Annotated in this window: 25 protein-coding genes and 1 tRNA gene; all 26 read left to right on the top strand. The window is 30.7% G+C overall.

The window, feature by feature from the left end; genetic code table 11:
- The first annotated feature begins 235 nt into the window (after positions 1-235).
- The 26 genes from ACKTSI_RS06410 (at position 236) to fusA (ending at position 24,422) form a co-directional block, all read left to right on the top strand.
- Complete coding sequence (locus ACKTSI_RS06410) at positions 236-562, top strand: ATP synthase subunit G (protein ID WP_068474317.1); 327 nt, start codon at positions 236-238, stop codon at positions 560-562.
- Positions 549-2,468 carry a V-type ATP synthase subunit I gene (locus ACKTSI_RS06405; protein WP_407862732.1) on the top strand — a complete coding sequence of 640 codons (1,920 nt, stop codon included), beginning with the start codon at positions 549-551 and terminating at the stop codon, positions 2,466-2,468. Before ACKTSI_RS06410 ends, ACKTSI_RS06405 begins: the two co-directional genes overlap by 14 nt.
- Before the next feature lie 46 nt (positions 2,469-2,514).
- The gene (locus ACKTSI_RS06400) at positions 2,515-3,000 is read left to right on the top strand and encodes a V-type ATP synthase subunit K (RefSeq protein WP_068474321.1); all 486 of its coding nucleotides are present in this window, start codon (positions 2,515-2,517) and stop codon (positions 2,998-3,000) included.
- Positions 3,001-3,033: 33 nt separating this feature from the next.
- On the top strand, positions 3,034-3,585 hold the full coding sequence (locus ACKTSI_RS06395) for a V-type ATP synthase subunit E (protein WP_068474323.1): 552 nt from the start codon (positions 3,034-3,036) through the stop codon (positions 3,583-3,585).
- 13 nt (positions 3,586-3,598) lie between these two features.
- Positions 3,599-4,585 (top strand): V-type ATP synthase subunit C, encoded by a 987-nt coding sequence (locus ACKTSI_RS06390; protein ID WP_308578063.1) that lies wholly within the window; start codon positions 3,599-3,601, stop codon positions 4,583-4,585.
- Positions 4,578-4,886, top strand: coding sequence for a V-type ATP synthase subunit F (locus ACKTSI_RS06385; protein ID WP_068474327.1), 309 nt, complete (start codon positions 4,578-4,580; stop codon positions 4,884-4,886). The genes ACKTSI_RS06390 and ACKTSI_RS06385 overlap by 8 nt, the downstream gene beginning before the upstream one ends.
- Positions 4,887-4,902: 16 nt before the next feature.
- Positions 4,903-6,672, top strand: a complete 1,770-nt coding sequence (locus tag ACKTSI_RS06380; protein WP_288979524.1) for a V-type ATP synthase subunit A — start codon at positions 4,903-4,905, stop codon at positions 6,670-6,672.
- On the top strand, positions 6,665-8,041 hold the full coding sequence (locus ACKTSI_RS06375) for a V-type ATP synthase subunit B (RefSeq protein ID WP_068474331.1): 1,377 nt from the start codon (positions 6,665-6,667) through the stop codon (positions 8,039-8,041). Before ACKTSI_RS06380 ends, ACKTSI_RS06375 begins: the two co-directional genes overlap by 8 nt.
- Positions 8,042-8,054: 13 nt before the next feature.
- Entirely contained in the window at positions 8,055-8,690 is a 636-nt protein-coding gene (locus ACKTSI_RS06370) for a V-type ATP synthase subunit D (protein ID WP_068474334.1), read from the top strand.
- 158 nt (positions 8,691-8,848) lie between these two features.
- Positions 8,849-9,214: a hypothetical protein gene (locus ACKTSI_RS06365; RefSeq protein ID WP_407862731.1), complete on the top strand. Its 366-nt coding sequence runs from the start codon at positions 8,849-8,851 to the stop codon at positions 9,212-9,214.
- 56 nt (positions 9,215-9,270) lie between these two features.
- Positions 9,271-11,019 (top strand): hypothetical protein, encoded by a 1,749-nt coding sequence (locus ACKTSI_RS06360; RefSeq protein WP_407862730.1) that lies wholly within the window; start codon positions 9,271-9,273, stop codon positions 11,017-11,019.
- A 538-nt stretch (positions 11,020-11,557) separates the two neighbouring features.
- Positions 11,558-11,860 (top strand): DUF1292 domain-containing protein, encoded by a 303-nt coding sequence (locus tag ACKTSI_RS06355; RefSeq protein WP_068474341.1) that lies wholly within the window; start codon positions 11,558-11,560, stop codon positions 11,858-11,860.
- A 55-nt stretch (positions 11,861-11,915) separates the two neighbouring features.
- Positions 11,916-12,764, top strand: coding sequence for a Cof-type HAD-IIB family hydrolase (locus ACKTSI_RS06350; protein ID WP_068474343.1), 849 nt, complete (start codon positions 11,916-11,918; stop codon positions 12,762-12,764).
- A 1-nt stretch (position 12,765) separates the two neighbouring features.
- The gene (locus ACKTSI_RS06345) at positions 12,766-13,206 is read left to right on the top strand and encodes a peroxiredoxin (protein WP_407862729.1); all 441 of its coding nucleotides are present in this window, start codon (positions 12,766-12,768) and stop codon (positions 13,204-13,206) included.
- Positions 13,206-14,153: a TIGR01212 family radical SAM protein gene (locus ACKTSI_RS06340; protein ID WP_068474347.1), complete on the top strand. Its 948-nt coding sequence runs from the start codon at positions 13,206-13,208 to the stop codon at positions 14,151-14,153. The genes ACKTSI_RS06345 and ACKTSI_RS06340 overlap by 1 nt, the downstream gene beginning before the upstream one ends.
- On the top strand, positions 14,153-14,815 hold the full coding sequence (gene sdaAB / locus ACKTSI_RS06335; protein ID WP_201275102.1) for an L-serine ammonia-lyase, iron-sulfur-dependent subunit beta: 663 nt from the start codon (positions 14,153-14,155) through the stop codon (positions 14,813-14,815). The genes ACKTSI_RS06340 and sdaAB overlap by 1 nt, the downstream gene beginning before the upstream one ends.
- Positions 14,816-14,823: 8 nt before the next feature.
- Positions 14,824-15,705, top strand: coding sequence for an L-serine ammonia-lyase, iron-sulfur-dependent, subunit alpha (gene sdaAA, locus ACKTSI_RS06330; RefSeq protein WP_407862728.1), 882 nt, complete (start codon positions 14,824-14,826; stop codon positions 15,703-15,705).
- Positions 15,706-15,738: 33 nt separating this feature from the next.
- Positions 15,739-15,824: transfer RNA gene (locus ACKTSI_RS06325), tRNA-Leu, on the top strand.
- Between the two features lie 335 nt (positions 15,825-16,159).
- Positions 16,160-17,485: an electron transport complex subunit RsxC gene (rsxC, locus tag ACKTSI_RS06320; protein ID WP_288981516.1), complete on the top strand. Its 1,326-nt coding sequence runs from the start codon at positions 16,160-16,162 to the stop codon at positions 17,483-17,485.
- Between the two features lie 10 nt (positions 17,486-17,495).
- Entirely contained in the window at positions 17,496-19,058 is a 1,563-nt protein-coding gene (locus tag ACKTSI_RS06315; protein ID WP_407862727.1) for an RnfABCDGE type electron transport complex subunit D, read from the top strand.
- Positions 19,058-19,636 carry an RnfABCDGE type electron transport complex subunit G gene (locus tag ACKTSI_RS06310; protein WP_407862726.1) on the top strand — a complete coding sequence of 193 codons (579 nt, stop codon included), beginning with the start codon at positions 19,058-19,060 and terminating at the stop codon, positions 19,634-19,636. Before ACKTSI_RS06315 ends, ACKTSI_RS06310 begins: the two co-directional genes overlap by 1 nt.
- A gap of 10 nt (positions 19,637-19,646) precedes the next feature.
- A complete protein-coding gene (gene rsxE, locus ACKTSI_RS06305) occupies positions 19,647-20,261 on the top strand; it encodes an electron transport complex subunit RsxE (protein ID WP_068474358.1) in 615 nt (204 codons plus the stop codon).
- Complete coding sequence (rsxA, locus tag ACKTSI_RS06300; RefSeq protein WP_068474366.1) at positions 20,261-20,836, top strand: electron transport complex subunit RsxA; 576 nt, start codon at positions 20,261-20,263, stop codon at positions 20,834-20,836. The genes rsxE and rsxA overlap by 1 nt, the downstream gene beginning before the upstream one ends.
- 10 nt (positions 20,837-20,846) lie before the next feature.
- A complete protein-coding gene (locus tag ACKTSI_RS06295) occupies positions 20,847-21,680 on the top strand; it encodes an RnfABCDGE type electron transport complex subunit B (RefSeq protein ID WP_068474369.1) in 834 nt (277 codons plus the stop codon).
- Positions 21,681-21,837: 157 nt separating this feature from the next.
- Complete coding sequence (locus tag ACKTSI_RS06290) at positions 21,838-22,002, top strand: hypothetical protein (RefSeq protein ID WP_308577859.1); 165 nt, start codon at positions 21,838-21,840, stop codon at positions 22,000-22,002.
- 356 nt (positions 22,003-22,358) lie between these two features.
- Positions 22,359-24,422 carry an elongation factor G gene (gene fusA, locus ACKTSI_RS06285; RefSeq protein WP_308577860.1) on the top strand — a complete coding sequence of 688 codons (2,064 nt, stop codon included), beginning with the start codon at positions 22,359-22,361 and terminating at the stop codon, positions 24,420-24,422.
- Positions 24,423-24,507 lie beyond the last annotated feature (85 nt).

The raw sequence follows: 24,507 nt of genomic DNA, 5'->3' as shown, positions 1-24,507 counted from the left end.
TAAAAATTATCAATTTTTTGTAAAAAGATACTTGAAAAAATATAAAAATAGGTTTATAATAGTTCTATGATTAAAATGGGGGAAAATTTTTGAATTTAAGAAAATATAAAGTCCTTTATTTTAATGGAATAAAAAACATAGTTTTTTAAATTTTGGAATTTTTGTGTACTTATTATGAAAATGTTATCTTAAAAATTTTAATTTAAAATACTATTTAATATTAGGAGGTGATGAAATGACTACTGATGCTATAAATAGAGTTAAAGAGGCAGAATTAAAAGCTAAAACTTTACTTGAGGATGCTAAACTTGAGGCGGGAACTTTGAGAAAAAATTCTGAAAAAGAGCGACATGAAATTTTTGACAGAATTGTTGATAACGCTAAAAAAGAGGCTGAAGAAATAAGAATTAGCTCTAAAAATGAAGGCGAAATGTTAGCAAGACCTGTAATTGAAAAGGCTAAAAAAGAAGTTGAGCTTATTAAATCTGTTGATGATGAAAAATTAGAGTCTGTGGTTAATTCGATAGTAGAGAGGATTGTGAGTGTAAATGGCAATAGTTAAAATGAAGGAATTCACTTTATTTGCTCTTGAAGGAAAAAGAAAGCGATTGCTTGAAGAACTCCAAAAGTTTGGTTATGTAAACTTTTCAAAGTTCGATTCTCTTGAACAGTTTGATTATCTAAAGGATATAGAAGTTTCAACAAAAGAAACTAATTATGTCGAAGAATCTGCGAAGATTAAATGGCTAATTGATTATGTCGGAAGATTTGTTGAAAAAGAAAAAGGTTTATCAGCCTTGAAAAAGGGACCTATTATTTATACTTTTGATGAACTTGAAAAAGAGGCAAAATCTTATGATTATGTTCCTGATTTTGAGGCTTTAACTGATATAAGTAAAAGTATAGATTCAAATAACCAAAGATTGAATGCGATAGATAATTCTATTAAGGAATTATTGCCTTGGATTTCTATTCAAGAGCCTATTAAAGATTTGAATTCATTCAAAAAATTAAAATTTATTATGGGTTATTTACCAACAAAGAATATTGAAAAATTTAGAAATGCTATTGTTGATTTGAAGTCAACATATTTTGAAGAAAGAGATATAGTTGGTAAAAATGCTTATTGTATCATTTTTACAAATGAGTTGGAGCTAGAAATGGTACTTGAAAATTTAAGATTAAATAGCTTTAGTGAAGTTAATCTTGAAATCAAAGGGGTAGTTAGTGAAGAGCTTGATGCTTTGAAAAATGAAAAGGAAGTTTTAGAAAAAGATAATTTAGAATTGACTGAAAAGATTAAAAAATTTACAGGAAATGTTCAAAAAATGCAAAGTGTTTATGAATATTATCAAAATTTATCTCTTAGAGATACAGTCGTTTCTAACTTTAAATCTACTGAAAAACTTGATGTTATTCAAGGGTATATTCCGGCAGATAAAGAAAGTGATTTTAAGGCTTTACTTGAAAAGGTTTCAGCGTCTAAAATTTATCTAGAAATTGAAGATGCAAAAAAAGATGACCCGAATGTTCCTATTATTTTAAAAAATAATAAAATATCATCTTTGTTTGAATCTGTAACTCAGATGTATGCACTTCCAAAATACAATGAAATAGATCCAACATTTTTACTATCAATTTTTTATTGGGTATTTTTTGGAATGATGGTTGCCGATTTTGCATATGGACTTATTTTGTTTATAGGTTCAGCAATTGCGTTAAAATTTTTTAAATTTGATGATGCTACAAAGAAGTTTTTAAAATTTTTCTTTGCACTTAGTATATCTACCATGATATGGGGATTGCTTTATGGTTCAGCGTTTGGTGATTTGATTAAACTTCCTACTCAAGTTTTAGATTCATCAAAAGATTTTATGACTGTTTTAACGCTTTCAATAGTTTTTGGAGCGGTTCATTTAGCAGTTGGACTTTTAGTTAAAGCATATATATTAATAAAAAATGGGAAACCATTGGATGCTTTTTATGATGTGTTTTTGTGGTTTTTAACATTGATTTCCGTAATAGTTTATATTTTAAATAAAAATACAATTTCATTTTACACTATGTTAATTGGAATGATTGGAATAGTATTATTTGGAGCAAGAGATGCAAAAAGTATTCCTGCAAGAATTGCAGGTGGACTTTATTCATTATACGGAATAACTTCATATATAGGTGATTTTGTTTCGTATCTTAGACTTATGGCTTTGGGCTTAGCAGGAGGATTTATAGCTATAGCCATAAATATAATCGTAAAGATGCTTGCAAATGCGGGAATTATTGGAATAATATTTGGAGTTATACTCTTTATATTTGCACAATCATTTAATATATTTTTAAGCTATTTATCAGCTTATGTACACACTTCAAGACTTATGTATGTAGAATTTTTTAGTAAGTTCTATGAAGGTGGAGGAAAAAAATTTAATACTTTTAGAAGTAAGAAAAAATATATAGAAGTAAAATAATTCTATTAAAAACTAAATAAAAAATTATTTTAAAGGAGATTTTATTATGAAAGAATTTATGAGCGTATTAGCAGAACACGGTGGTGTTGTATTTGGAATTTTAGGAGCAGCGTTAGCTGTATTATTAGCAGGTATAGGATCTGCAAGAGGAGTTGGTTTAGCAGGGGAAGCTGCAGCAGGCCTTGTTATAACTGAACCGGAAAAATTTGGTAAAGCAATGGTATTACAATTATTACCAGGTACTCAAGGACTTTATGGTTTTGTAATTGGACTTATGATAATGGGTAAACTTAATGTTTCTATGAGTTTACAAGAAGGTTTATATTTAACTATGGTAGCTCTTCCTGTTGGACTTGTAGGTTTAAGATCTGCACTATATCAAGGAAAAGTTGCTGTTGCAGGTATAAATATCTTGGCTAAAAATGAAGAACATCAAACAAAAGGTATTATCCTTGCAGTAATGGTTGAAACTTACGCCATTTTAGCATTTGCAATGTCATTCTTATTACTTTCAAAAGTTGTATTCAAATAGACAGCATAAATAAAATAAAAAGGATGTGATTGAATGTCTAACTTAGACAATATTATAGATGAAATCCTTCAAGATGCTGAAAATGAATCTAAAAAAGTAGTAGAAGATGCTAAAAGTGAAGTTGCAGTTCTTGTTGGAAAAACAGAAAGTGAAGCTCAAAAGAAAGCTGATAAAATAATTGAAAAAGCAAAAGTAGAGGCTACACAATCTAAAGAAAGAATAATTTCAAACTCAAGTTTAACAGCAAGAGATATGGTTCTAGTTGCAAAACAAGAAATGATTAATAAAGTTTTTGAATTGACAAAAGAAAAATTAAAAACATTAAATCATGATGATTATTTAAAATTCGTTGAAAATTCATTAAAAGCTTTAGAAGTTAGAGAAGATAGTGAAATTATTCTTACAGAAAATGAAAAGAAACTTGCAGGAGAAAAGCTATTTGGTATAAAAGTAGCTGATGAAACTGTTGAAAGTGGATTTTCACTTAAAAATGGAAAAATAATTTTAAATAATGAATTTTCAAGTTTAATAGACTTAGTAAAAGAAGACTTAGAACAAGAAGTAGCAGATAAGTTATTTAGTTAGTAGGAGGTGTATTATGGATAGAGAAAATTTTATCCAATCAAGTGTTAGAATTCGTCATCTGGAAAAAAGCTTACTTACTAAACAACAGTTTGAAAGACTTGCCGATTGTAAAGATTTACAAGAAGTTATTAGGTTTTTAAATGAAACTTCTTATTCAAGTGAAATTTCAAAATTAGACAGAATAGAAAATTATGAAACTATTTTATCTAATACATTAAATAAAACTTATAAAGAAGTTTTTGAAATATCAAGTGAAAAGTCTATAGTCGATTGCTTGCAATTTAAATATTTATATCATAATTTAAAAGTTTGTGTTAAAGAAAAATTACTAAATGAAGATTTTGACACAATGTATTCTCTATTTGACAGAAATGAAATATTAGATTTTAAACAAAAAATTTTGGATTCAAATATAGATATTTCTAAATATTATAAAATGGCTCTAGATATTTTTGAAAAGTCTAAAGATCCACAAGATATTGATATATTTTTAGATAGAGAATGTTTTAAAAACATTTTAGATCTTGTTAAAAAATTTAATTTAAATATGATAGAAAATTATTTTAAAGCTATGATTGATTTTACTAATATAAGAACTTTTATAAGATGTAAAAGGCAAAAACAATCTAAAGAAGTTTTAGAAAAATCTTTAATAGAAGGTGGAGAAATTCAAAAAGATGAAATTTTAGCACTATTCTTTAATGAAATAGAAACTTTAAATATCAAATTTAAATCATCTAGTATTTCTAAAGTTTTATCTTTAATAATTGAAGAGTATAAAAATACATCGTCTTTAAGTAATTTTGAAAAATATGTTGATGATTATTTAATGGATCTAATTAAAGAAACTAACTCTATAAATTATGGGGCTGAAGTTATTTTTGCATATTTGATTGCAAAAGAAGTAGAAATAAAAAATCTAAGACTTGTTTTAGTAGGAAAAGTTAATGATTTGTCTGCTGATTTTATAAAAGAAAGGTTGCGTGAAGTTTATGTATAAGATAGCTGTAATTGGCGATAAGGATTCTGTTCTTGCCTTTAGAGCTCTTGGAGTTCATGTTTTCACTGCAATCGAGGGAAATGATGCAAGAAGAATTATTGACAAATTAGCAAAAGAAGAATATGGAATTATCTTTGTTACTGAACAATTAGCAAAAGATATTCCAGAAACTATTCAAAGATACAACAATGAAGTTATTCCAGCAGTAATTTTAATACCTAGTAACAGAGGTAGTTTAAATATAGGCTTAGAAAATATCAACAAGAATGTTGAAAAAGCTGTTGGGTCAAATATATTATAGAAAGCGAGGGCTTATATTGAAAGTCGGTAAAGTTATTAAAGTTTCCGGACCTCTTGTAGTTGCAGAAGGAATGGAAGACGCAAACGTATATGATGTTGTTGAAGTTTCTGATAATAAGCTCATTGGAGAAATTATAGAAATGAGAGGCGACAAGGCCTCAATACAAGTTTATGAAGAAACTACTGGTATTGGACCTGGAGATGAAGTTGTTTCAACTGGTAGTCCACTTTCCATTGAACTTGGACCTGGTATGATAGAACAAATGTTTGATGGTATTCAAAGACCTCTTGAGGCATTACAAGCTAAAGCAGGAGATTTCCTTTTAAGAGGTGTTAGTGTAGCATCATTAAATAGAGAAAAGAAATGGGATTTTGTTCCAACTGTAAATGTTGGAGATGAAGTTTCAGAAGGAAATGTAATCGGAACTGTTCAAGAAACAACTGTTGTTTCACACAAGATTATGGTTCCTCCAACTGTAAATGGTAAAATTGTTGAAATTTTATCAGGAGAACATACAGTTGATGAAATTATTTGTAAAATAGAAACTGAAAATGGAATTAAAGAATTAAATATGATTCAAAAATGGCCGGTACGTCGTGGTCGTCCATATTCAAGAAAATTAGACCCTGTTAGACCACTTATAACAGGACAAAGAATTATCGATACATTCTTCCCTGTTGCAAAGGGTGGAGCTGCTGCAATTCCAGGACCTTTCGGTTCAGGTAAGACAGTTGTTCAACACCAACTTGCTAAATGGGCAGATGCAGAAATCGTAGTTTATGTTGGTTGTGGTGAACGTGGAAACGAAATGACAGATGTTCTTATGGAATTTCCTGAAATTATAGACCCTAAGACTGGACAATCACTTATGAAAAGAACAGTTCTTATCGCAAATACTTCAAATATGCCAGTAGCTGCTCGTGAGGCATCAATCTATACCGGTATTACTATTGGGGAATATTTTAGAGATATGGGATATTCAGTAGCGCTTATGGCTGACTCAACTTCACGTTGGGCAGAGGCACTTCGTGAAATGTCCGGTCGTCTTGAAGAAATGCCTGGTGATGAAGGTTATCCTGCATATCTTGCATCAAGAGTTGCAGACTTCTATGAAAGAGCTGGTTTTGTAAAATGTTTAGGCGAAGATAGAGAAGGTGCTTTAACAGTAATCGGTGCCGTTTCTCCTCCGGGTGGAGATATTTCAGAACCGGTATCACAAGCTACACTTAGAATTGTAAAAGTATTCTGGGGACTTGATTATGCGTTATCTTATAGAAGACATTTTCCGGCTATTAACTGGTTAAATTCATATTCATTATATCAAGATAAAATGGATAAATTTATGGATGCAAATATTGATAGAAAATTCTCTGAATACAGAATAAAATCAATGGCACTTTTACAAGAAGAATCAAATTTACAAGAAGTTGTACGTCTTGTTGGTAGAGATTCACTTTCAGAGGCAGACCAATTAAAACTTGAAGTTTCTAAGTCATTAAGAGAAGACTTTTTACAACAAAATGCATTCCATGAAGTAGATACTTATTGTTCACTTCCAAAACAATTCCAAATGTTAAAAGTTATTTTAGGTTTCTATGAAGAGGCTAAAAAAGCTTTAGATGCCGGAGTATATCTTGATGAAATCTTGAAGATTGAATCTCGTGAAGGTATAACAAGAAGTAAAAATATTTCAGAAAATGAATTAGAAAAATTCGATACATTATTTGAAACAGTTAAAAATGATATAGAAAAATTAATAAGCGAAGGAGGTAACTCTAATGCTTAAGGAATATAAGACAGTAAGAGAAGTAGTAGGACCTTTGATGGTTGTTGAAGGTGTTGAAGGAGTTAAGTACGAAGAGTTAGTTGAAGTTAGACTTCAAAATGGAGAAAAGAGAAGAGGAAAAGTTCTTGAAATTGACGGCGACAAAGCTATGGTTCAGTTGTTCGAAGGTTCAGCAGGAATTAACTTAAGAGATACAACTTGCAGATTCTTAGGACACCCACTTGAACTTGGAGTTTCTGAAGATATGATTGGAAGAATTTTTGACGGTCTTGGAAATCCTATAGATAAAGGACCAAAGATTATTCCTGAAATGAAAATTGACATTAACGGTTCTCCAATTAACCCTGTATCAAGAGATTATCCTTCAGAATTTATTCAAACAGGTATCTCTACAATAGATGGACTTAATACATTAGTTAGAGGACAAAAATTACCAATTTTCTCCGGTTCAGGTCTTCCACATAACAATGTAGCAGCACAAATTGCAAGACAAGCCAGAGTTCTTGGAGATGGAGAAAAATTCGCTGTAGTATTCGGAGCAATGGGTATCACTTTTGAAGAGGCTCAATTCTTTATTGATGACTTTACAAAAACAGGTGCGATAGATAGAGCAGTTTTATTTATGAACCTTGCAAATGACCCTGCAATCGAAAGAATTGCAACTCCTCGTATGGCACTTACTTGTGCAGAATATTTAGCATTTGAAAAAGGAATGCACGTTTTGGTAATCTTAACTGACCTTACAAACTATGCTGAGGCACTTCGTGAAGTTTCTGCAGCCAGAAAAGAAGTTCCGGGACGTCGTGGTTATCCAGGTTATTTATACACTGACCTTTCAACAATTTATGAAAGAGCGGGTAAATTAAAAGGCAGACCTGGTTCAATAACACAAATTCCTATTTTAACAATGCCTGAAGATGATATTACTCACCCAATTCCTGACCTTACAGGATATATCACAGAAGGACAAATCATTCTTTCAAGAGAATTATATAAACAAGGTATCCAACCACCAATCTTTGTAATTCCTTCATTATCAAGACTTAAAGATAAAGGTATCGGTAAAGGAAAGACAAGAGAAGACCATGCAGACACAATGAACCAAATCTACGCAGGATATGCATCAGGTAGAGAGGCTCGTGAACTTGCAGTAATCTTAGGGGAATCAGCATTGTCAGAGGCTGATAAAGCATTTGCAAAATTCGCAGACGCTTTTGATAGAAGATATGTTGACCAAGGATACGAAACAAATAGAACAATAGAAGAAACTTTAAACTTAGGTTGGGAATTATTAAGTATAGTTCCAAGAACAGAGCTTAAGAGAATTAGAGAGGAATATATTGACAAATATTTAGGAAAGACAGAATAAAGGGGAGATATAGATGGCAAAGCTAAATGTAAATCCTACGCGTATGGCTCTTTCTAATCTCAAAGGAAGACTTGTAACTGCTAAAAGGGGTCATAAACTTCTTAAAGATAAACAAGATGAACTTATGAGAAGATTTATAGAAATGATTAGAAAAAACAAAAAACTTCGTGTTGAAGTTGAAAAAGAACTTTCAAACTCATTCAAATCTTTTCTTTTAGCAAGCGCTGTTATGAGTCCAGAATTTTTGGAACAAGCTGTGGCCTTTCCGAAAGAACAAGTATCTGTTGCCATTGAAACAAAAAATGTTATGAGTGTAAATATTCCAAAAATGGAATTTAACAGAACAGAATCGAATGGAGCCATATTCCCTTACGGATATGCTCAAACTTCTTCTGAACTTGACGATGCTATTTTAGAATTACATTCAGTAATGGATATGCTTTTAGAACTTGCAGAAGTAGAAAAAGCGTGTCAGTTAATGGCAGATGAAATTGAAAAAACTCGTAGAAGAGTAAATGCTCTTGAGTATAGAACAATTCCGGACCTTGAAGAAACAATTAAATTCATTAGAATGAAATTAGATGAAAACGAAAGAGCTACTATTACAAGACTTATGAAAGTTAAGGATATAATAGCTAAACAAGCGTAAAAAAAGCTGTTGCGATAAGCAACAGCTTTTTTGTTGTCTATTTGTTTTTAACAAAGTTACTATTGTTTTGCATTGACATATTTAATTTTAAAGTATATAATTAATTTAAAGTAGAAAAAAATTAATTTTAAGTAGAAAAATCGTTTTAGGAGGTTATTATGAAAGCTAGTGAAGAATTTAGAAGTTTTTTGTTTGTTGTTTTATTTTTTATAACTGCTTTAATTAGTAGATATATACCTAGTCTAGGAGCATTAAATAAAATTACATTTTTAATTGCATTTACTATGTTGTTTTATATTATACTTTTTTTTACCCCTATAAAAAATTTAAAAATATGGGAACATAATTTATATACTAAGTATTTTAAAGACCATACAATAGCTAAAAGAGTTATTAATTCATCTATTTTTTGTTTTGCGCTTTTTTCACTTAATAAATTATATTATATGGCTGCACTTGGAATAGGATTTTTGGTAGTTGGACTGTTAATACCTTTGTTTTCAGATAGGTTGATTGAAAAGTAATTTTTTGTAAAGTTTATTATATAAATAGAAATTAATATTTTTAAGGAGGAGTCTTTATGGAAAATTTAAAGAAAGATAATATTGAGATTGATGATATTTTGGAAGAAATTTTAAGTGTCGAAGTTGAAGAAAAGGTTGAAGATACCGAAAAAGAAGAAGTTAAGCAAGAGAATACTATTGATGAAAAAACTGAAAGTATTGAGAAAAATGTTCCTAATAAACAAGGAGATTTTAAGGAAAGTTTTGATAAATTTATTACAAAGAAAAATTTATTAGAATACATTATGGGTGGAATTTCTGCTCTATTTATACTTAGTCTGGTATTTTTGTTCTTTAAGATGATAAGTTTATATAATTTTGTAAATAAAAGCACTAAAGCTAATGTTAATGATATGGATTTTGAAAGCGCCCTTTCGGGAGTAGAAAGTGTTATGTCCGGTTTGCGTTCTTTTGTTGCAGTTATAAATGTAAGAAATTTTATTGGATTTTTAATTTTTCTATCACTAATTTTGATGGGACTACTTTATTATAAATTAGTTTGCATAAAAAAAAGAAATGACTTTTTTAAACTGCCAACAAATTTGAGTTTTGTAGGTGGTATTTTAGCAATTTTTATTGGAAATTTAATTTCAAGAAAGTTTTTTTATTTGGCAAGTTTAGTAAAAAAATTAACTGAAAATCCTCTAAATGCTTTTAATGGAAAGTTAGGTTTTGGAGATTTTAAAGACCCTGATAGTATCGTCAGTGCATTTTCAATGTCTAAATTATATTTAACTATTTTATTTTATATTATTGGAATTATAGCTTTCGGTTTGACTATCTATATGTTGTATTTAGTTATATTTAAAAATCAAAATGTTTATAGTGCAAGTGAAAATATCAAAAAAGCTACAAATTCAGCTGTTAATAGTGGAGTTGCAGGAGCAGAAGCTGTTGCTGAAAAAGTTAAAACGGCAGATTATAGCGTTGTAACTGATAATGTTAAGAAAAATAAAAAATATATAATTTCAGGAATTTTAGGCTTTATAATTATAGTTGGTGGTATATTTGGTTACAAAACTATAAATTATATGTTAAAACCTGATGCTGTTATAAGTTTAGAAAATATGGATATGACTTTAAATATTTCAGGATATGATGGATATGGGGTTGTACAGTCTCATGTATCCGGGGTTCCAACAATAAAAGAAGTTAAAGATAAAAAGAAGTATAAGGAGATAAATAGTATTTTAAAAAACTATAAGGTTGAGTATAGTAAAGAAAAGGAAATTAAAAACGGAGATGAAATTACAGCTACTTTAAAATTTGAAGATACTAAGGGATTAAAATTAAAATTTGATAAAAAAGAGCTTTCTGTAACTGCTAAAGCAAATAATCTTGTAGAATTTGTCAGAGATTTTAAAGATGTTGAAAAGCATCTAAATAGAATGGAAGAAGAAGCTAAGAAAGTTTTTGCCAAATCAAGCAAATATTCAGATGCTAAAAACTTAAAGATAGAAAGAATTGCAATTTATGATATGCCATTAACAGAAGAAACTATAAATTCAGTTGTTATGTCAAAAAGAAGTTTAGATGATTACTATAAATTGTGCATAGTATATAAAATAACCGGAGAAAATAAAGAAATTTTAAGTGAAAAATTAAAACCTTTTGAAGACTTTAAATACTATGAATTCAAAGGCTTTAAAAAACGTGGAGAGGCAGTAACATATTCAACAAGTAACGAAGGATATTATGTTGATAAAACTCTTGATGATATAGAAAATGGATTACAAATAATCGGTTATAAAAAGGTAAAAAAATAAGATTGAAATAAATTATTTAAAAAAGTTTATTGAGTTATGCTTGATAAACTTTTTTTGTGTAAAAATTTTTTAATAAATTTATCACTTAATAATTTTATTCTAATGGCTTAAATGATAATAAAAAAAGTAAAGTCTTTTTTAAAAATTGTGGATAAGTTGAATAACTTGTGGATAAGTGTATATTTTAAGCTTTATTTTGTGGATAACTTTTTTAAAATATGGGATAACTTTTAAATTTTTAGGGAAAATTAAGGAAAATTTGTTTATTTTAACATTATCAATAGAAATTAATGTGAATAAAATTTTTTTAAAAAAATATTCAATTACAAAACGCCTAGAGAATTATTTTTATGTGGCTAATTTATTCTTGCAATTTAGGGAAAAAATATTATTATAAAAAATTTTTAAAAAAGGTATATTTTTTTTAAAAAATGTGGTATTATTATTGCAGATATATATTTTATCACTTAAGGTGTAAAATATATTTTTATTAGTTTAAATATTTTAAACTTTTAATAATTTAAGGAGGACATACACAATGGAAGAAAATAAAGGCTGTGGATGTGGCTGCGGTTGTGGCTGTGAAGAAGAAATGGAAGCTGAATTACTGGTTTTTGAAAATGAAGACGGAAAAGAAGAAACTTTTGAAGTTATCGGAGTTTTTGAGGTTGAAGAAAAAGATTATATCGCTCTTCAAAGTCAAGAAGACGGAAGTATCTTACTTTGCAAATATATAGAAAAAGAAGACGGAGAATACGAAGTTGAAGAAATCGAAAGTGATGAAGAATTCAATAAGGTTTCTGATGCGTTCGATGCTTTAGTTGAAGAAGACGAAGAATAATATGAGTCTATAAAGTGCCGTTATCGGCACTTTATTTTTTTGAAAAGAGGTGTTTATGTTAAGAGCAGTTTGTTTAGATTTAGATGGTACTTTATTAAATGATGAAAAGAAAATATCTCCTCGTAGTTTTGAGTTGTTGGACAATTTAATTGGAAATGGAGTTGAGGTTGTCATTGCAACCGGCAGGCATTTTTATATGGTTTCAGACTTTTTGAAACCTTTAAAAAGGGACATTATGATTTGTGCAAATAATGGAGCTATGAGCAGATTTAAAGAGTCAAATAAATTGGTTAATGTTGAATATGTTAAAAATTCTAAGTTTTTGGAGGTTTTTAATAAGGCTTTGGATTGTGGAATGAATCCTTATATTTATGTAGATTCTTTTGTTGACGGTTATCATCTTGCTATTGCGGACGGTCGTCCTAAGAAAAGTCATTTTGAAGAAAATATTGTAGATAAAAAAATTGCTACTGATAGTATTAGATATTTTAGTCAAATTGATATTAAATCTTTAGAAACTGTTTTATGTATTGCCTTTTTAGATGAGAAAGAAAAGATTGATGAGTTTTATAGATTATTTAATGATGAGCATAATCTGGTTAAGAATAGATATTTGATTCCTGACGGAAGAAAGGTGCTTGAATTTCAATCAGCAAATGCAGATAAGTGGATTGCTATAACTAATTATCTAAAGAGTAAAAATATCAGTCTTTCCGATGTTGTATCTTTTGGCGATGAATTTAATGATAAGTCGATGATTAAAAATTCCGGCATTGGTTTTGCAATGAAAAACGGAATTGATGAATTAAAATCTTTGACAAAAAATATTACTGAATTTACAAATAACGAAGATGGGGTATATTTTGAATTGAAAAAGTTATTTAAAGATGTTTTAGGAGGATAATATGGCTTGTAATTTAAAATTTAATGGAATGAACGGTGAATTTTCTTTAGATAAATATAAAGGAAAGAAGATAGTTTTATATTTTTACCCAAAGGATAATACTTCAGGTTGTACTTTGGAGGCAATTCAATTTAGTGAACTTAAAGATGAGTTTGAAAAGTTAAACGCCGTTGTCATCGGTGTTAGCAAGGACTCTCTTTTAAGTCATAAGAAATTTATCGAAAAGCACAATTTAAAAGTTGAGCTTGTTTCTGATGAGGATATTTCTATTCAAGAGCATTTTGATGTTTGGAAATTAAAAAAAATGTGTGGAAAAGAATATATGGGAACTGTTAGGTCAACTTTCATTTTGGACGATAAAGGGAATATTTTGAAGGAATTTAGAAATGTTAAGGCTAAAGACCACGCAGTTAAGGTTTTAGAGGCTCTAAAGGAATTATAATGTTAGAGGAAGATTTTTACAGAACATATTCAAAATATCTTAAAAATATTTATGGAGAAAAAGTTTATAAACTACCTGTTAAACTTAATTTAAGCTGTCCTAATAGAGATGGAAATATTGCAACGGGTGGTTGTATTTTTTGTGGGGAAGAAGGCGGTTCTTTTGAGAATTGCCATATTTCTATGTCTGTTCGCGAGCAGGTTTTAAGGAATAAAAATTATATTTCTAAAAAGTATAATGCAAAGAAATTTATTGTATATTTTCAAAATTTTACAAATACATATCTTGGAATAGATGATTTTAAAAAGATGATTGAAGATAGTGTTGTTGATGAGGATATAATTGGAATTTCACTATCTACAAGACCGGATTGTATTTTAGAGGAGCAATTATTATTTTTAAAAGAATTTCAAAAAAATAGAAATTTAGAAATTGATTTTGAACTTGGCTTACAAACGGTAAATTATAGAACTTTAGTAAAACTTAATAGAGGACATACATTAGCTGAATTTATCAATGCAGTTAATCTGATTCATAGTTTCGGTTTTAGGGTTTGTACTCATATAATCGTTGGACTTCCTTGGGACGATGAGCTTGATATGGTGGAGTCTGCAAAGATTCTGTCTGCTCTTAAAGTTGAGGAAGTAAAGCTACATTCTCTATATATCGTAAAAGGGACGGTTTTAGGAGAAATGTATCTGAATGGAGAAATAGAATTAATCAGCAAAGAAAAATTTGTCGATTTAGTTATTTCTTTTTTGAGAAATTTAGATGAAAAAATAGTTTTACAAAGATTGCTCGGTCGTGTTCCGGAAGAAAATAGTCTATTTTGTAATTGGAGTACGAGTTGGTGGAAGATTAGAGATGAAATTTTAGAAAAAATGGAGAAAAATAATTTTAAACAGGGAGATTTGTTTAATAATTTTAAAGGAGTAGAGAAAAAATAATGAAAAACTATGGTTTGTTTGATGTTATAGGTCCAATAATGATTGGTCCATCAAGCTCACATACAGCAGGAGCTTGTAGGCTTGGACGTATTTCAAAAATCATTTATGCAAGAGATATAAAAAAAGTAATTTTTCATTTACATGGAAGTTTTAAAAGTACATACCAAGGCCATGGAACTGACAGAGCGTTGGTTGGTGGTATTTTAGGTTATGATACTGATGATGATAGAATAAGAGATGCTTTAGATATTGCTACAAAAAGAGGAATAGAATTTTCTTTCGTTCCTATGGATTTGGTATTTGCACACCCAAATACTGTAAAAACTGAATTTATTGACCCTAATGGAGAAAGCTTTTATGTAATAGGTTCATCTATCGGTGGTGGTGCAATTGAAATTACAAATATCAATGGCGTTGAAGTTAAGTTTGGTGGCGTTTATAACACAATAATTCTTAAGTACAATGATAGGTACGGAATGATTGCACAAGTTAGTACGATTTTAGCTGAAAATAAAATTAATATAGGTAGTTTGGTTATGAATAGAGAAGAAGGTGTTGCATCTGCGATTATGGAAATTGACGGTGGAATTGATGAAATGGCTATTTATAGGATAAGTAAATTACCTGATATGTTAGAATGTATGATTTTAAAACCATTATAGGAGGTTATATGATTTCTTCAGGAGCACAATTATTACAATTATGTAAAGAAAAGAATAAAAAAATTAGTGAAATCGCATTAGAACACCAATTAGAAGAAATGGATATAACAAAAGAAGAACTTTTAAAGATGCTAAGAGAAACTTACGATGTAATGAAAGCATCAGCATCAGATGTTATAACAAATGATAAGATTAATCCATATAAAATAACTGGTGGAAATGCAAAGAAAATTTTAAGATATGCACAAAGTGGAAAAAGTATTCTAGGCGAGTCAATGGTAACTGCGATTGCAAGAGGCTTTTCAACTTCAGAAGTAAATGCAGGTATGGGAAAAATTGTAGCTGCACCAACTGCCGGAGGAGCTGGAATTTTACCGGGAAGTCTTTCCTGGATACAAGACAAATTTAATTTTACAGATGACGAAATGCTAATGGCACTTTTAGTTTCAGGAACTGTCGGACGAATCATAGCAACAAATGCAACAATTTCAGGGGCAGAGGGAGGTTGCCAAGCTGAATGTGGAGCAGCAACTGCCATGAGTGCAGCAGCTATTGTTGAATTGCATGGAGGAACTCCAGAACAATCCCTAATAGCAGCATCATTTGCAATGCTTATGGTTTTAGGTTTGGTTTGCGACCCTGTTGCAGGACTTGTAGAATTCCCTTGCGCACTTAGAAACGGTTCAGGAACAATTAACGCATTAGTTGCAAGTGATATTGCAATGGCAGGAGTTGAATGTATAGTACCATTTGATGAAGTTGTTGAGGCAATGTACGAAGTTGGAAACTCATTACCTGAAACCTTGAGAGAAACTGCGTTAGGTGGTTGCGCAGCATGTCCGTCTGCAAAAAAAATGGAATGTAAAGTATTTCCAAATAGATTAAGTTAATATTTGGACTTGAGAAATCGAGTCCTATAGTATGTAGAAATGGTGGAACTGGTAGACACGCTATCTTGAGGGGGTAGTAAGCATTGCTTGTGAGGGTTCGAGTCCCTTTTTCTGCACCAAACTCTGTTAGAAAAACTAGCAGAGTTTTTTTGTGAAGAAATCAATATTGATTCAAAATTAAGAATAAATTTCATACTATAATCAATAAATAATTATCAATAAAAAATATTTATAATTAAAGTTAAAAATCTAAGATGATTTGCTACTTTTTATCAATTCACTACTTAAGATTAAATTGACATTGAAGTAAAAATGGTGTAAAATAATTATGAATACAAGTTTTTAAAATTATTTTTTACATAACATAATTTTAATCTTAATTTAAGATTATGTATAGGATTTATTTATTGAAAAATTTTAAAAAAATTTGTGATATTAAAAAGAGGTGAATAAAGTGAGCGTGAACACTTTTAAAGGTGGAAAGCATATCCACGACTTTAAAGAGTTGACTAATTCTAAACCTGTTAATTTCGGTTTTGTACCAAAGACAGTAACGATACCTTTATCACAACATTCAGGTGCGCCTGCTACTTGTTTGGTTAGTAAGAATGATTTAGTAAAAGTTGGACAAAAGATTGGTGAGGCCTCAGCTTTTATTTCTGCTAATGTTCATTCAAGTGTTAGCGGGAAAGTTAAGTCTATTGATGAAATTATGACTGCAACCGGTGTTGTATGCCAAGGTGTAACTATTGAAAATGATGGTTTGGACGAATTAGGCTATGAAGAAAAGAATTTAACTATTGATGAAGTAAGCGCAACAGACATACTAGATGCCATAAAAGAAGCTGGAATTGTTGGACTTGGTGGTGCCGGGTTCCCAACTCATGTAAAATTGACAGCTAGAGAAGGACAGATTACAGACTACATAATAATAAACTGCGCTGAATGTGAGCCATATTTAACAAGTGACCAGCTTATGATGGAATTATATCCTGAAAAGGTTGTGATGGGGTGTTTGCTTGCTATGAAAGCTATGGGGGCTAAAAAAGGTATTTTAGGTATCGAAGATAATAAGCCTTTAGCTATTGAAAAATTGCAAGAGGCATCAAAATCTTATCCTGAGGTAACTGTTAGTGTTGTAAAGACTAAATATCCACAAGGCGACCAAAAAAGACTTATCCAAGCTACAACTGGAATTGTTGTACCATCTGGATCATCAACTTCTGCAGTTGGAATAAGAGTAATAAATGCGAATACTGCAATTGCTATTAATGATGCTGTTTTACATGGTAAACCTTTATATGAAAAATTAGTTACAATGACAGGCCATGCTCTTAAAGAACCACAAAATGTTATGGTTAGAGTTGGGTCAAAAATTTCTGATATTGTAGAATTTATCGGTGGATATGAAAGTGAGCCTGGAAAAATTATTTCCGGTGGACCTATGATGGGAGAAACTCAATACACTCCAAATGTTACGACTGGAAAAGCTATGGGTGGATTACTTTTTATGACTCAAGAGGAAAGCGCGCCTAAAGCTGTAAGTCCTTGCATTAGATGTGGTAAATGTGTTGATATTTGTCCTGTGTACTTACAGCCTTTGTATTTACAGCTATATACTTTGAAAAATAGAGTTGAAGTGGCTGAAAAATTACATTTAATGGATTGTATAGAATGTGGTTCTTGCTCATATATTTGTCCGTCAAATAGACCTTTAGTTGAAGCAATCAGACTTGGAAAAGCTGAAGTTAGAAAACAAGGTAAAGGAAAGAGAGCATAAGGAGGGTACTATGGACGAAAAAGATTTAAAAGTTGAAGTTCCTTCTGAATTAGAAAACGGAACGGACATTGAGGTAAAAGAAACTGAGGTCGTAACTGAAAGTGTTGAGGAAGTAAAGGAAGTTGAAACTGAAAAAGTTGAAGAAACTTCTACTACTGAAGAAAAAACAGAAAGACCGGTTAGGGAAAGAAGAGAAAGACCTGCAAGAGAGAGAAGACCTAGAGCGGCTGCAGAAGAAAATACAGAAACTTCTGAAGTAGTGGAAAATGCTGAAATTACTGAAGAAAAAACAGAAAGACCAGTTAGGGAAAGAAGAGAAAGACCTGCAAGAGAGCCTAGAGAAAGAACTCCAAGAGAGAGAAGACCTAGAGCAACTGCAGAAGAAAATACAGAAAATTCCAAAGTAGTGGAAAATGCTGAAACTACTGAAGAAAAAACAGAAAGACCGGTTAGGGAAAGACGTGAGAGAGCGCCTAGAGAACCTAGAGAAAGAGCTGAACGTCCTGCAAGAGAAAGACGTGAAAGAACAGCTACTACTGGAGAGGGTTCAGAAACTCCTGCTAGAGAAAGAAGAGAAAGACCTGCTAGAGGTGGACGTAATGAAGAACCACAAATCAAGTTATTTGTAGGCTCATCTCCTCACTTGAGAAGTAAAGAAACAGTTAGTACAGTTATGAGAGATGTTGTTATTGCACTTATTCCAACTTTACTTGCCGGAATTTATTTCTTTGGACTTAGAGCATTACTTGTTACATTAGTAGCAGTAGGATTTGCTGTTGGGTCAGAATATCTTTATGAAAAATTAACTCATAAACCTATTACAATAAATGATTTTTCAGCAGTTATTACAGGTATGCTTTTAGCATTTAACGTTCCTGTTACTATTCCATTCTGGATGGTAGCGCTTGGAAGTATGTTCGCCATTATAATCGTTAAGCAATTATATGGTGGACTTGGAATGAACTTTATGAACCCTGCACTTGCTGCAAGAGCTGCATTAATGGCATCATTCCCAACTGCTATGAGTAATTATGTTGCTCCAAATGCTGGAATTTCAAATTTATTAAATTCATCAACTTATTCATCATTAGATGCTACAACTTTTGCAACTCCGTTGTCAAAAGGAACTCCTGTTAACTTCTTGGAGGCATTTATCGGTGTTAGAGGTGGTTGTATTGGGGAAGTTTCTACAATATGCTTATTAATCGGTGCTGGATATTTGTTATACAGAGGAGTTATTCAAATTAGAATTCCAGCTGTGTTTATAGCAACAACAGCAGTTGTTTTAGCATTAACCGGAACACCAATAGCAGATTTGCCAATTCAACTTTTAATGGGTGGACTTGTATTAGGGGCATTCTTTATGGCTACTGATTATGTATCAGCTCCTGTAAATAGAAAAGCTCAAATATTTTTTGCAATAGGCTGTGGGGTAGTTACCGCCCTTATAAGAAATTTAGGTGCACTTCCTGAAGGGGTAAGTTATTCAATTCTATTTATGAATATATTTACACCACTTCTTGAAAAATATTGTATCCCTAAAGTTTTTGGAGAAGGGAGAGTTAAAAAATAATGAAAGAAACTATTAGATTAACAGTAAGATTGTTTTTAATTACAGCAATCGCAGGTTTAATTCTTGCCTTTGCAAATAGTTTTACTTCTCCAGTTATTCAACAAAGAGAAAAGCAAGAATATGAAAATGCTCTAAAAGAAGTCTTTGCTGATGCGGATAAATTTGAAACTTTAGAAGAAGGAAAACTTAATTCAATAAAAACAAAGATAAAAAATATAGAAAAGGTAGAAATTGCTAAAAAATCAGATAAAACAGTTGGTTATGTTTTTAAAACATTAGGAAAGAATGGTTACGGTGGAGATATTTCAATGCTTATGGCTATAAATACTGAAAGCCAAACTATCGTTGGATTTAAAGTTTTAAAACATAATGAAACACCAGGACTTGGAAGTAGAGTAACAACTCCTGAATATGCACAAAGCGTTGTTGGAAATAAAGTTACTGAACATTTAGTTAAAAACTTGCATCCGGATAAAGACAATGATATTCAAGCAATAACAGGAACAACAATAAGTGTTAATGCAGTTTTAAACGGTTTAAATGCTGCAATAGATGCTTTAGCAGATGTTGGAAAGTAGGAGGGATAATATGAAATTAAAAAAGATTTTCTTTGATGGTATATTTTCAAACAACCCCGTACTTGTTCAATTAGTTGGTATGTGTTCTGTATTAGCCGTAACAACTAGTGTTGTTAATGCGATTGGTATGGGTTTTTCAGTAGTATTCGTAGTAACTTGTTCAAATATAGTAATCTCAATGCTTAGAAAATTTATTCCTGATAAGGTTAGAATACCGGCTTATATAGTAATTATAGCGACATTCGTAACATTGGTACAAATGTTCTTGTCAGCTTACATACCGGCACTTAATGCAAGTCTTGGACTTTTCATACCACTTATAGTAGTAAACTGTTTGATTTTAGCAAGAGCAGAGTCTTTCGCATCAAAAAATTCAGTTTTCTCATCTATGATTGATGGTGTTGGACAAGGTATCGGTTTTACTTGTGCATTAGTTGTTTTAGCTAGTGTTCGTGAACTTTTAGGAAATGGAACTTGGTTTGGTTTTCCGATTCTTGGGAAAAATTATGTAAGTATAGGTGTTATTACACAAGCTCCGGGAGCATTTATAATTCTTGGACTTTTAGTAGCAGGATTTAATATTTTAAATAAAAAAGTTAATGCTAAAAAAGAAGGAGGTAACTAATGGCTACGATATTAAAAATTTTAGTTGCATCAATTTTAGTAAATAACTATGTATTGGGACAATTCTTAGGAATTTGTCCATTGATTGGTGTATCAAATAAAGTTGAAACAGCATTTGGTATGGGTATGGCAGTTACATTTGTAATCACAATTTCAAGTGCAGTAACTTGGTTTATCCAAAAGACAATATTGGATACTTTAGGACTTCAATATTTACAAACTATCGTGTTCATACTTGTAATAGCAACTTTAGTTCAATTTGTTGAAATGGTACTTAAAAAAATGAGTCCAAATCTTTATAATGCGCTGGGAGTTTTCCTACCACTTATAACAACAAACTGTGTAGTTTTAGGGGTTGCGATTACAAATATTCAAAAAGAATATAATTTGTTAGAAACAATATTTAATGGTTTAGGAGCATCACTTGGATTTTTATTAGCCATTGTTTGCTTAGCATCTTTAAGAGAAAAAATGGAATTAACAGCAGTTCCTAAAAACTTAGAAGGTGTACCTATTACTTTAATTACCATTGGACTTATGTCTTTAGCATTTTATGGATTTGCTGGCTTAGTATAGAGGTGAGATTATGAATGAAATAATGATACCAGTTTTGGTACTTAGTATTTTAGGTATTTTATTTGCATTGATACTTGCATTCGCATCAAAAGTATTTTTTGTAAAAGTTGATGAAAGAGTTGCACAAGTTAGAGGAGAATTACCAGGAGCAAACTGTGGTGCTTGTGGATTTCCAGGCTGTGATGGACTTGCAAAAGCTATTGCAGAAGGAAAAGCTGGAATAAATGCTTGTCCTGTTGGGGGTGCCGACTTAGTTGCAAGACTTGCAAGAATCTTAGGAACAGAGGCAGGAGAAGTTCAAAGAATGGTAGCTTGTGTAATGTGCCAAGGAGATAAAGAATTTGCAAAAGAAAAATACATATATACCGGCATTAGAGATTGTAGGGTAAACAACTCAATGCAAGGAGGAAGTAAGACTTGTGCTTATGGTTGCTTAGGCTGTGGTACTTGTCAAGATGTTTGTGGATTTAATGCAATAGATATGATAAATGGACTTGCAGTTGTAAATAAAGAAAATTGTACAGCTTGTAACAAATGTATAGATATTTGTCCAAAGAACTTAATTGATTTAGTTCCTTATGAACAAACAGTTATGGTTAAATGTAAGAGTTTTGCAGCAGGAAATGTTGTAAAGAATGCTTGTAAAGTTGGTTGTATCGGTTGTAAAATGTGTGCGAGAGTTTATCCTGAGGCATTTACTATCGAAAATAATCTAGCAGTTGTAAATTATACACAAGGCTTAGACGAAACATTACTTTTACAAGCTGCAGATAAATGTCCTACAAATGCAATTCATCCAGGATTGTTAAAGAAAATGGCTGAAAAAGTAAATGAAGTAGCATAGATAAGAGTGGGTTTAAACTCACTCTTTTTTTGTTTTAATTATATATATTATATATGGAGTTATTTTAAATTTAACATTGTTTTTGTTCTATTTCTATGTTACAATAAATATATCAAAAGCGTTTTTTAACTTAAGTTATAAAAATTGGAGGTTTGTTATGAAAATTAAGAAAAAAATTAGTATTTTGTTAGCTTTGGGAATTATATCTAGTCCTATTTTATCAGGTGTTAATTTTTCAAAATCATTTGCTCAAGAAGATACTTCTACTGGATGGATTCCTGTTTTAGCATCTAATATTTTGGCAATTTATTTTACAAAATAGAGATATTAATTATGGTAGTAAATAAATTTTTTAAAAAGTATTTGATTTCAGTTATAACGTTTTTGATAATTTTAATAGTATACAAACAAGATATCATAAAATTTATGGTATTGTATGTTTTGTTGTTGATTGTATTTGAATGTATATTACAATTAATTAAAAAAATTAAATAAATTCAATGAAAATTCCAGTTTTTAAAATTAAATACTGGAATTTTTTTATAAAAAAACTATTTGTAAGGGTGTTTTTATTTTAACTTTTTTACAAAAAAAACTTGACTTGAAAACATTTCCATATTATAATATCACTAAGGTATTAATTTATCTATATTTACGAAATGTTAGGGGGAATTAAATATGAAATCATATTCAACAGAAAAGATTAGAAATCTTGCGTTAGTTGGGCATAGTGCCAGTGGGAAGACTTCTCTTTGTGAGGCTTTACTTTATAAGACTGGCAATTTAAAAAGACTTGGCAAGGTTGAGGACGGAAATACCGTAACTGATTTTGATAAAGAAGAAATTTCAAGAGGAGTTTCTATTTCAACTGCTGTTGCACCGGTTGAGTGGAAAGACTTTAAGATAAATTTAATTGACACTCCGGGGTATTTTGATTTTAGTGGGGAAGTTTACAGTTCTCTTAGAGCATCTGAGGCTTGTTTGGTTGTTTTAGATGCGCAAAACGGTATAGAAGTTGGAGCTGAAAAAGTTTTAAAATATACTGAAAATATTGAATTACCAAGAATTATTTTTGTAAACAAGATGGATAAAGAAAATGTAAATTTTGCAAAAGTTGTTAGTGATTTACATATTGCTTTTGGTAAAAAGGTTATTCCTTTCACTCTTGCTCTAGGCGAAGGTGAAAATTTTAAAGGTATTATTGATGTTTTAAATAAAAAAGCTTATGAATATGATGGATTTGAAAGAAAAGAAGTTGAAATTCCTGAAATAAGAGTTGAAGAAGTAAATCACGTTTATGATACAATCGTAGAAGTTGTTGCAGAAACTGATGACGAACTTATGGAAAAATTCTTTGACGGTGAAGAGTTTAGCCACGAAGAATTTATGAAAGGTGTTACAAGTGCATTGTTAAACGGTTCAGCCGTTCCTTTGATTTGTGGTTCTGCTACAACAGGCGCTGGAATTGATATGTTACTTGATATCATCACAGATTATATGCCTGCTCCAAATGATGAGAGAGCGAAGAGGGGCTTTAGAAATGAAGATGAAAATGTTAGAAATATTTGTGTAAATGAGCCTTTCTCAGCAGTTGTATTTAAAACTATTGTTGACCCATTCGTTGGAAGAATTTCAATTTTTAAAGTTATGAGTGGTAAGATTAGTAAAGATACTGAAATTTTTAACTCTACAAAAGATGAAATGGATAAGTCAGCAGGATTATTCTTCTTGAGGGGTAAAACTCAGTTGGAAACTTCTGAAATAGTTGCAGGAGATATTGGTGCAGTTTCAAAACTTAATTTAACAGAAACAGGAGATACTCTTTGTGATAAACAAAATAAAACTCTTTACAAGAAGATTAAATATCCAAAACCAAATCTTTATTTTGCGATAGAACCAAAATCTAAAAATGATGAAGATAAGATTTCACAATCTCTTCATAAATTACATGAAGAAGACCCAAGTTTTGTATCTGAAAGAAATGTAGAAACTAAACAACATTTAATCGGTGGACAAGGAAATGTTCAACTTCAAGTTGTTTTAGATAAACTTAAAAATGTTTATGGTGTTGAAACCAATATCGTTCCTTTAAGAATTGCATACAGAGAAACTATTAAAGGTAAATCAGATGTTCAAGGTAAACATAAAAAACAATCCGGTGGTGCAGGTCAATATGGAGATGTATTTATGAGATTTGAACCATCAACAGAAGAATTTGAATTTGCTGAAGAAGTTTTCGGTGGAGCAGTTCCAAGAAATTACTTCCCTGCAGTTGAAAAAGGAATTAGAGATTGTCTTGAAAAAGGAATTTTAGCAGGATATCCAGTTGTAAATTTAAAAGCAACTCTTTATGACGGTTCATATCACCCTGTTGACTCAAACGAAATGGCATTTAAAATTGCAGCCTCAATAGCTTTCAAAAAAGGTATGGAACAAGCAAAACCTGTTTTACTTGAACCTATAATGAAAGTAGAAGTAAAAATTCCCGAAATTTATATGGGCGATGTAATGGGAGATTTGAACAAGAGGAGAGGAAAAGTTTTAGGTATGGAAATGCTTGAAGACGGAACTCAACTTGTAGTCGGAGAGGCGCCACATTCAGAACTTTTTGAATACGCTATCGACTTGAGGTCAATGACTCATGCAAGAGGAGAATTCTCAATGGAATTTGACAGATACGAAGAAGTACCTGCAAATATCGCAGAAAAAATCATTGAAGAGTCAAAAAAAGAAGATAAATAGATAAAATTAACTGACCTTTTAGCTTTACTTAAAAGGTCAGTTTTTATTATTAGGAATATGTTTAGATTAATAAATTTATTAGACA

The organism is Parvimonas parva, assembly GCF_045866535.1.
Classification (GTDB): Bacteria; Bacillota; Clostridia; order Tissierellales; family Peptoniphilaceae; genus Parvimonas; species Parvimonas parva.
Note: the sequence above shows the minus strand (reverse complement) of the source record. Positions and strands in the feature narration are given on the sequence as shown.

Bases quoted from the DNA above. Each gene is read 5' to 3' on its own strand.
- sdaAB (WP_201275102.1), top strand. From the start codon at position 14,153: ATGAAAAACTATGGTTTGTTTGATGTTATAGGTCCAATAATGATTGGT.
- ACKTSI_RS06375 (WP_068474331.1), top strand. From the start codon at position 6,665: ATGCTTAAGGAATATAAGACAGTAAGAGAAGTAGTAGGACCTTTGATG.
- ACKTSI_RS06385 (WP_068474327.1), top strand. From the start codon at position 4,578: ATGTATAAGATAGCTGTAATTGGCGATAAGGATTCTGTTCTTGCCTTT.
- ACKTSI_RS06350 (WP_068474343.1), top strand. From the start codon at position 11,916: ATGTTAAGAGCAGTTTGTTTAGATTTAGATGGTACTTTATTAAATGAT.
- ACKTSI_RS06410 (WP_068474317.1), top strand. From the start codon at position 236: ATGACTACTGATGCTATAAATAGAGTTAAAGAGGCAGAATTAAAAGCT.
- sdaAA (WP_407862728.1), top strand. From the start codon at position 14,824: ATGATTTCTTCAGGAGCACAATTATTACAATTATGTAAAGAAAAGAAT.
- ACKTSI_RS06340 (WP_068474347.1), top strand. From the start codon at position 13,206: ATGTTAGAGGAAGATTTTTACAGAACATATTCAAAATATCTTAAAAAT.
- ACKTSI_RS06345 (WP_407862729.1), top strand. From the start codon at position 12,766: ATGGCTTGTAATTTAAAATTTAATGGAATGAACGGTGAATTTTCTTTA.
- fusA (WP_308577860.1), top strand. From the start codon at position 22,359: ATGAAATCATATTCAACAGAAAAGATTAGAAATCTTGCGTTAGTTGGG.
- ACKTSI_RS06355 (WP_068474341.1), top strand. From the start codon at position 11,558: ATGGAAGAAAATAAAGGCTGTGGATGTGGCTGCGGTTGTGGCTGTGAA.
- ACKTSI_RS06310 (WP_407862726.1), top strand. From the start codon at position 19,058: ATGAAAGAAACTATTAGATTAACAGTAAGATTGTTTTTAATTACAGCA.
- ACKTSI_RS06360 (WP_407862730.1), top strand. From the start codon at position 9,271: ATGGAAAATTTAAAGAAAGATAATATTGAGATTGATGATATTTTGGAA.
- rsxA (WP_068474366.1), top strand. From the start codon at position 20,261: ATGGCTACGATATTAAAAATTTTAGTTGCATCAATTTTAGTAAATAAC.
- ACKTSI_RS06395 (WP_068474323.1), top strand. From the start codon at position 3,034: ATGTCTAACTTAGACAATATTATAGATGAAATCCTTCAAGATGCTGAA.
- ACKTSI_RS06365 (WP_407862731.1), top strand. From the start codon at position 8,849: ATGAAAGCTAGTGAAGAATTTAGAAGTTTTTTGTTTGTTGTTTTATTT.
- ACKTSI_RS06315 (WP_407862727.1), top strand. From the start codon at position 17,496: ATGGACGAAAAAGATTTAAAAGTTGAAGTTCCTTCTGAATTAGAAAAC.
- ACKTSI_RS06400 (WP_068474321.1), top strand. From the start codon at position 2,515: ATGAAAGAATTTATGAGCGTATTAGCAGAACACGGTGGTGTTGTATTT.
- ACKTSI_RS06295 (WP_068474369.1), top strand. From the start codon at position 20,847: ATGAATGAAATAATGATACCAGTTTTGGTACTTAGTATTTTAGGTATT.
- rsxE (WP_068474358.1), top strand. From the start codon at position 19,647: ATGAAATTAAAAAAGATTTTCTTTGATGGTATATTTTCAAACAACCCC.
- ACKTSI_RS06370 (WP_068474334.1), top strand. From the start codon at position 8,055: ATGGCAAAGCTAAATGTAAATCCTACGCGTATGGCTCTTTCTAATCTC.
- ACKTSI_RS06405 (WP_407862732.1), top strand. From the start codon at position 549: ATGGCAATAGTTAAAATGAAGGAATTCACTTTATTTGCTCTTGAAGGA.
- ACKTSI_RS06290 (WP_308577859.1), top strand. From the start codon at position 21,838: ATGAAAATTAAGAAAAAAATTAGTATTTTGTTAGCTTTGGGAATTATA.
- ACKTSI_RS06390 (WP_308578063.1), top strand. From the start codon at position 3,599: ATGGATAGAGAAAATTTTATCCAATCAAGTGTTAGAATTCGTCATCTG.